General features: G+C 74.5%; 3 protein-coding genes. All 3 read right to left on the bottom strand.

Going from position 1 to position 7,262, the window contains the following annotated elements; translation table 11 throughout:
* Positions 1-21 precede the first annotated feature (21 nt).
* Positions 22-1,494, bottom strand: coding sequence for a DHA2 family efflux MFS transporter permease subunit (locus tag CR470_RS34315; protein WP_097871338.1), 1,473 nt, complete (start codon positions 1,492-1,494; stop codon positions 22-24).
* The gene (locus tag CR470_RS34310) at positions 1,491-1,694 is read right to left on the bottom strand and encodes an MbtH family protein (RefSeq protein ID WP_097871337.1); all 204 of its coding nucleotides are present in this window, start codon (positions 1,692-1,694) and stop codon (positions 1,491-1,493) included. Before CR470_RS34310 ends, CR470_RS34315 begins: the two co-directional genes overlap by 4 nt.
* A gap of 5 nt (positions 1,695-1,699) precedes the next feature.
* On the bottom strand, positions 1,700-7,262 hold a 5,563-nt coding region (locus CR470_RS34305), incomplete at its 5' end, for an amino acid adenylation domain-containing protein (RefSeq protein ID WP_179892469.1).

The raw sequence follows: 7,262 nt of genomic DNA, 5'->3' as shown, positions 1-7,262 counted from the left end.
CCCCGCCCCTTCCCCGCGCTCTCAGCCCTTGACGGCCGGTGCCACGTCCGCCGCCAGGCCCTCGTCGGCGCCGGGCGGCCCGTCCGCGTTCTCGTCGTCGTCGAACGGCGGCGGCTGCGGGGCCTCGCGCGGCAGCCGCAGCGCGATCAGCGCCCCGGCCGCGACGAGCGCCGCCGTCACCCAGACCGCCGTACGGTACGGGCCCGGATCCCCGGCCTCCGTAACGTGACCGCCGCCGATCACCGCCGCACAGGCGGCGATGCCCACCGCGCCGCCCAGGGTGCGGACGATCTGGAACAGGCCCATCGCCTGCCCCATGTCGGACGGCGCGATCGACTCGAACCCGGAGATCTGCACGGTCAGCACCGCCGTACCGAGCACCAGGCCGATCAGGAACATCAGCCCGCGCACGCTCCACGCGTTCTCCGCCACTCCGGGCACGGCGAGCGTCGCGAAGACCGCGGCGGCGACCAGCAACGCCGGCACGGTCAGCAGCCGCGGACCGAGCCGCGGCAGCAGCCGGTCCACCACCTGCGAGGCGAGCATCAGCCCGACCGCCTCCGGGAACACGCTCAGCCCGGCGTCCAGCGCCGACGCCCCCAGGCTCGCCTGGTAGAGGAGCGGGAAGACGAACAGCACGCCCATCAACCCGGCGGCCGTCACCCCGGCCAGCGCCGAGGCCGATCCGTACACCCGGTCGGCGAGCAGCCGCAGTCTCAGCAACGGTGTGCCCGCACGCACCTGGTGCAGGACGGCGGCCACCAGCAGGGCGGACCCCAGGATCGCGCTCACGGCGACGGCCGGCCGGGTCCAGCCCTGCGAGGGGCCGAAGCCGAGCGCGTACGTCAGCAGCCCCAGGGCCGGGGTGGCCAGCCAGAAGCCCACCGTGTCGAACGCCCCCTCCGGGCCCTCCACATGCTCGCGCAGACCGAAGGCGCCCAGCAGCACGGCGGCCGCCCCGATCGGCACGTTCACGAAGAACAGCCAGTGCCAGGAGAGGTGTTCGGTGAGCAGGCCGCCCAGCGGCGGACCGAGCGCCGGCATCAGAGCCGTCGGCACGATCAGGACCTTCGCCAGCTTCATCCGCTCGTGCGGCGGGAACGCCCGGAACAGCAGCGTCATCCCGACCGGCGTCAACAACCCGCCCGCCAGGCCCTGTACGGCCCGCGCCACCACCAGCGTCGTCAGATCGGGGGCCAGACCACAGACGGCCGAAGCGATCGTGAACGCGGTCAGCGCACCGAGGAACACCCGCTTCGTCCCGAACCGGTCGCCCAGCCATCCCGCCACCGGCAGCCCCACCGCGAGCGCGACCAGGAAAGCCGTCTCCACGGTGTTCGCCGCCGACAGCGGACGCCCGAAGTCGCCCGCGATCGTGTAGAGCGCCGGATTCACGATCGTCGAGTCCAGGCCGTTCATGCACATCGCGGCCGTGTAGACGAGGACGACCGCGACCCGGGGACGTATCCGGGGCCGGATCAGCAGCCCGCTCACCGCGCGGAGACGGGGACGGGACCGGCCCAGTGCGCGGTGATCCAGTCCAGCGCGTCCTGGCGGGCGCACGGGCCGTGAGCCGTCGACCAGCCCTCCGGCACCACCGCGAACAGCGGCCACAGCGAGTGCTGGCCCTCCGTGTTGGTCAGGACGAGGAACTCCCCGTCGGCGTCGAAGGGGTTGGCGGATGCGTCGCTCATCGGTGTCACTTCTCCAGCTCGGTCAGTCGGTCGGCGACCACGCGCGCGATGTGCGCGATCGGCTCGGGGAGGGTCATGTCCTTGTGCGAGCAGGCGACGTTCGTGTTGTCGATGCGCCCGCTCACATACGGGGCCCAGGTCTCCGGCGTCAGGGTGTCGTCGATGGTGTCCACCGTGGCCCGGAAGAAGAGCACATCGCCCCGGAACACCCGGTGGTCATAAGCCCGTACGAGGTCGTTGGTGTTGAGGTACACCTCGCCGAGCGCCTCGATCCTCGCGGCGGAGAGCGTCGCCAGCGGGGATCCCTCGCGGCGCAGCACATCCACCACGTTCGCCGTGGTCAGCTCCTTGTCGCCGAGGCTCTCGGGGCCGTAACCGCCCATGGTGAGCAGCGATTCGAGGGCTTCGGCGCGGTCGGGCACCGGCAGGCCCCGGAAGCCCTCGGCGGGGTACGCGTCCAGGATCGCCAGCAACTCCACCTCCTGCCCCGCCTCCTGGAGGACCGCCGCGATCGCGTGCGCGATGATGCCGCCGGTCGACCAGCCGAGCAGCCGGTACGGGCCCTCGGGCTGGACCTCGCGGATCCGGGAGGCGTAGTGCGCGGCCAGCTCCTCCAGCGTGGTCGGCAGCGGCTCGCCCGCCGTCGCCCCGCCGACGCCCTGCGCCTGGAGACCGTAGATCGGCACACCGGCCGGCAGATGGCGGATCAGGCCGGCGTAGCACCAGCTCAGACCGCCCGCCGGGTGCACACAGTGGACCGGGGCGCGGTCGCCGGGCCGGGCGGGCCGCAGCGGCAGCAGGACGTCGAGCGGGTCCTCCTCGCGCGAGACGTCCAGCGCCGCGTCCAGCGCGGCGGGCGTCGGGGCCTGGAACACCGTGCCGATCGACACCTCGATGCCGAACGCCGACCTGATCCGCCCCGCGAGGCGCACCGCGAGCAGCGAATGACCGCCCAGGTCGAAGAAGTTGTCCTCCACCCCGGCGGACGGCAGCCCCAGCACCTCCGCGAAGACCGAGCAGAGCTGCTCCTCGCGGACCGTGCGCGGCGCGCGCCCACCGGCGCTCACCGCGGCCCCCGGCGCGGGCAGCGCCGTGCGGTCCAGCTTGCCGTTGCCGGTCAGCGGCAGCCGCTCCAGCACCACCACGGCCGAGGGCACCATGTGCACCGGCAGCGTGGCGGCGGCGTGCTCGCGCAGCGCCGCCGGGGCCGGGTCGGCGCCGGGCGCGGGGACGACGTAGCCGACCAGCCGCTTGTCGCCGGGCGTGTCCTCGCGGACCACGACCGCCACATCGGCGACCTCCGGATGCGCGGCCAGCACCGCCTCGATCTCACCGGGTTCGATCCGGAACCCGCGGACCTTCACCTGCTGGTCGCCCCGGCCGAAATACTCCAGCGTGCCGTCCGGGCGCCGCCGGGCGAGGTCGCCCGAGCGGTACATCCGCCGCCCGCTCTCCCCGAAGAGCCGCGCGAACGGGTCGGCGACGAAGCGCCCCGCCGTCAGGTCCGGGCGGCCCAGATAGCCGAGCGCCACCCCCTCGCCCGCGACGTACATCTCGCCGGTCACCCCGGGCGGCACCGGCTGAAGCCGGTCGTCCAGCACGTAGACGCGCAGGTCGGGGATGTTCACGCCGATGGTGCTGGAGACCGCGGAGGCGGCCGTCGCCCGGTCCAGCGCCAGGTGGGAGACATGGACCGTGGTCTCGGTGATGCCGTACATGTTGACCAGCGTCGGCGCGTTCTGCTGGTGGCGCGTGTACCAGTCCGCGAGTCGCCCCAGCTCCAGCGCCTCGCCGCCGAAAATCACGTACCGCAAGGCCAGTTCGTGCCCCGGAGCCTCCCGGTCGGCGGCGGCCAGCTGGTAGAAGGCGGACGGCGTCTGGTTGAGGACGCTCACCCGCTCGTCCGCCAGCAGCCGGAGGAACGCGTGCGGGTCACGGCTGGTCGCGTACGGGACGACGACGACCCGGCCGCCGTACAGCAGCGCGCCCCACAGCTCCCACACGGAGAAGTCGAACGCGTAGGAGTGGAACAGGGTCCACACGTCGTCCGGTCCGAACGAGAACCAGTGCTCGGTCGCGGTGAGCAGCCGGGTCACATTGTGCTGGGTGACCACGACTCCCTTCGGGCGGCCGGTGGACCCCGAGGTGTAGATGACGTACGCCGGGTCCCCCGGGCTCAGCGGCCGGGTGCGGTCCGCCTGGCCGAGGGGCCAGTCCGGGAGTCCCGCCGCCTCGTCCGCGGTGATCAGCGGCAGGTCGTGCGCGGGCAGCCGCCCGGCCGTCGCGGCGTCCGTGATCAGCGCCGCCGGACGGGCGTCGTCCAGCATGTACGCGAGCCGGTCGGCCGGGTAGTCGGGGTCCATCGGCAGATACGCGGCCCCCGCCAGCGACACCGCGAGCAGCCCGGCCACCAGGTCCGGGGAGCGGGGCAGCGCGAGCGCCACGATCGAACCGGGACCGATCCCCCGGGCCGCCAGCAGACGGGCGAGCGACCGGGCCCGGGAGGACAGTTCGGCGTACGTCAGCGACGCGCCCTCGCAGCTCACCGCCGGTCGGTCCGGGTGCCGGCGCGCCGCCATCTCGTAGACCTCGGCGAGCGTGAGCGGCACCGGCCGGTCGTGGTTGACGCCGTTGGCCCCGACCACGGCACGGTGGACCTCGTCCTCGCCGAGGACCGGCAGCAGGCCGAGTGGGGTCCCGGGCCGCTCGGCCGCCGCGGTGAGCAGCCGGGACAGCCGGTCCGCGAGGGCCTGGGCGGTCGACCGGTCGAAGAGGTCGGTGCGGAACTCCAGGAAGCCCCCGATCCCGCCGCCGGGCAGTTCGCCCGCGTTCAGGGTCAGGTCGAACTTCGCGGTGCCGGACGGCACGGCGGTCAGCCGGGCGGTGGTGTCCGGGCCGAGCGGGACGGGCCCGTCCGCGAGCGACTGCCAGGCCAGCATGGTCTGGAACAGCGGATGCCGGGCCAGCGAACGCGGCGGGTTCAGCGCCTCGACGAGGTGGTCGAAGGGCAGCGCGTCGTGCTCGTACGCGGCGAGCGTGGCCGCCCGCACCCGGTCCAGCAGCTCGCCGAAGGCGGGGTCGCCGGAGGTGTCGGTGCGCAGGACGACGGTGTTGGTGAAGAAGCCGACGAGTCCGGCCGTCGCCTCGTCGTCGCGGCCCGCGACGGGCGTGCCGATGGGGATGTCGGTGCCGCAGCCGTGCCGCGTCAGCAGGGCCGCGAGCCCGGCCTGCACGGTCATGAACACGGTCGCCCCGTGCGCCCGTGCGAGCCGGCGCAGCGCCTCGTGCGCGGTGGCGTCCAGGGCGAAGGGCACGGTGTCGCCCGCCGAGGTGGCCACGGGCGGCCGGGGCCGGTCGGTGGGCAGCTCCAGCTGGTCCGGCAGCCCGGCGAGCGCGTCGCGCCAGTGCGCGAGCTGGGCCTCGGCGAGCGGGGTCGGCTCGGAGGGGGTCCCCAGCAGCCGCTGGAGCCGGGCCGTGTGGTCCACGTACTGGCCGCTCAGGGGGGCGAAGTCCGGTGCGCGGCCCTCGGCGCGGGCGGTGTAGGCGGTGGCCAGGTCCTGGGTCAGGGGAGTGGTGGAGGCCCCGTCGCCCGCGATGTGGTGCAGCAGGAGGAGCAGGGTGTGGTGGTCGGGCGAATCGCTGAACAGGACCGTGCGCAGCGGGGGTTCGGAGGCGAGGTCGAAGCAGTGGCGCACGGCCTCGGCGAGATCGCTGCCCGGCTCCGCCAGGTGCAGCACCGGGCGGGCGGCGGGGTCGTCGGCGGCGAGGATCCGCTGGTGCGGGGCGTCGATCGAGGCACCGGCGCTCTCGCCGTCGGTGGTTCCGTCGAGGGCGTCGCCGGAGGCGATGTCCGTGGGCGGGTATACCGTCCGTAGTGTCTCGTGACGCTCCGCCAGGTCGTGCAGGGCGAGCTGGAGCGCTCCGCGGTCGAGCGGGCCGTGGACGTTCAGGACGAGCGGGATGTTGTAGGTGGGGCTGGGGCCTTCGAGGCGGTGGAGGAACCACAACCGCTGCTGGGCCGGGGAAAGAGGGAGGGGACCGGTGCGCGGTACGGGGGAGAGCGGGACGGACGCGGTGGCCGCGCCGCCGCGGGTGCGGACCAGTGCCGCCAGGGCGGCGGGCGTGGTGTGGCGGAAGACGTCGGCGATGCCCATCGGCACGCCGAAGTGCTCCCGGAGGCGGGCGGCCAGCCGGGCGGCGAGCAGCGAATGCCCGCCGAGGTCGAGGAAGCCCGCGTCGGCGGCCGGAGGTTCGGCGATACCGAGCACGTCGGCGAAGAGCCCACGCACGATCTCGGCGTGCGGCCCGCCGCCGGCGTCCGGGCCGCCCGCGGTGAGCGGGAGCGGTTCGGGATCGGGCAGCGCGCGATGGTCGAGCTTGTCGTTGGCGGTACGGGGCAGCGCGTCCAGGAGCGTCACGGTCGCGGGGACCATGTGCGCGGGCAGGGCCCCGGCCAGATGGTCGCGGAGCTCGGCGGGGGTGGGCGGCGCGGTTTCCGGGGAGGCCGGATCGCAGCTCCGCGACCGGGCGGGGACGGCGGGACGGTCCTTCACGGGGACCGCGTAGGCCAGCAGCCGCTTGCCATGACCGGTGTCGCGGGCGATGACCGCGGCCGCCGCGACCCGCGGATGCGCGGCCAGCCGGGCCTGTATCTCGCCGAGTTCGATCCGGAAGCCGCGGATCTTCACCTGGTCGTCGCCGCGCCCGAGGAACTCCAGCGTGTGGTCCGCGCGGCGGCGCACCAGGTCTCCGGTGCGGTACATCCGGCCGCCGGAGGCACCGTTCGGCGCGCCGAACGGATCCGCGACGAACCGCTCGGCCGTCAGATCGGGGCGGCCCAGGTAGCCGAGGGCCAGGCAGGCCCCCGCGATGTACAGCTCACCCGTCACACCGGGGGGCACCGGACGCAGGGAGGAGTCCAGGACGTAGACGCGTGAGCCGCGCACGGGGCGGCCGTCGGGCCGGGCGGCCGCGGCGCCGGGCACCCAGTAGTAGGCGTCGACCGTCGTCTCGGTCGGCCCGTAGAGGTTGACCGGGTGCACGGCTTTGGCCTCGGTCAGCCGCTCCCACAGGGGCGGGGGGACGGTCTCCCCGCCGACCACCAGATGGGCCGGATGGTGGCGGCCCTCGTCCAGCAGGCCTTCGGCGACGAGCGCTTCGGCGTAGGAGGGGGTGACGTCGAGATAGTCGACCAGGTGCGCGCCGACGTACGCGGTGAGCGCCGCGGGATCCCGGTAGGCGGCGTCGTCCAGCAGGTGCAGCTCGTGCCCGTGGACCATCCACAGCAGCGGGTCCCAGGACGCGTCGAAGGCGAAGGAGGCGCTGTGCGCGACCCGCAGGCGTTCCCGGCCGGTCCGGGCGACGGCCGGGGCGATGTGGTCCGTGCCGTGCCCGGCGCAGAGGTTGGCGAGCGCGGCGTGGCCGACGAGGACGCCCTTGGGGCGGCCCGTGGAGCCGGAGGTGTGGATGAGGTAGGCGGGGTCCGCGAGAGCCGGCCCGGTGGGCGGCGGCCCGTCGGGACAGGCGGCCAGGGCGTCGGCCGTGGCGGGAGCGTCGAGCGCGACGGCG

It is taken from the genome of Streptomyces sp. rh34 (genome assembly GCF_002551245.1).
Lineage (GTDB): Bacteria > Actinomycetota > Actinomycetes > Streptomycetales > Streptomycetaceae > Streptomyces.
This window is presented reverse-complemented; position numbering and strand designations above follow the sequence as displayed.

Excerpts from the sequence above, each read along its gene's own strand:
- CR470_RS34310 (WP_097871337.1), bottom strand. The coding sequence starts at position 1,694 with ATGAGCGACGCATCCGCCAACCCCTTCGACGCCGACGGGGAGTTCCTC.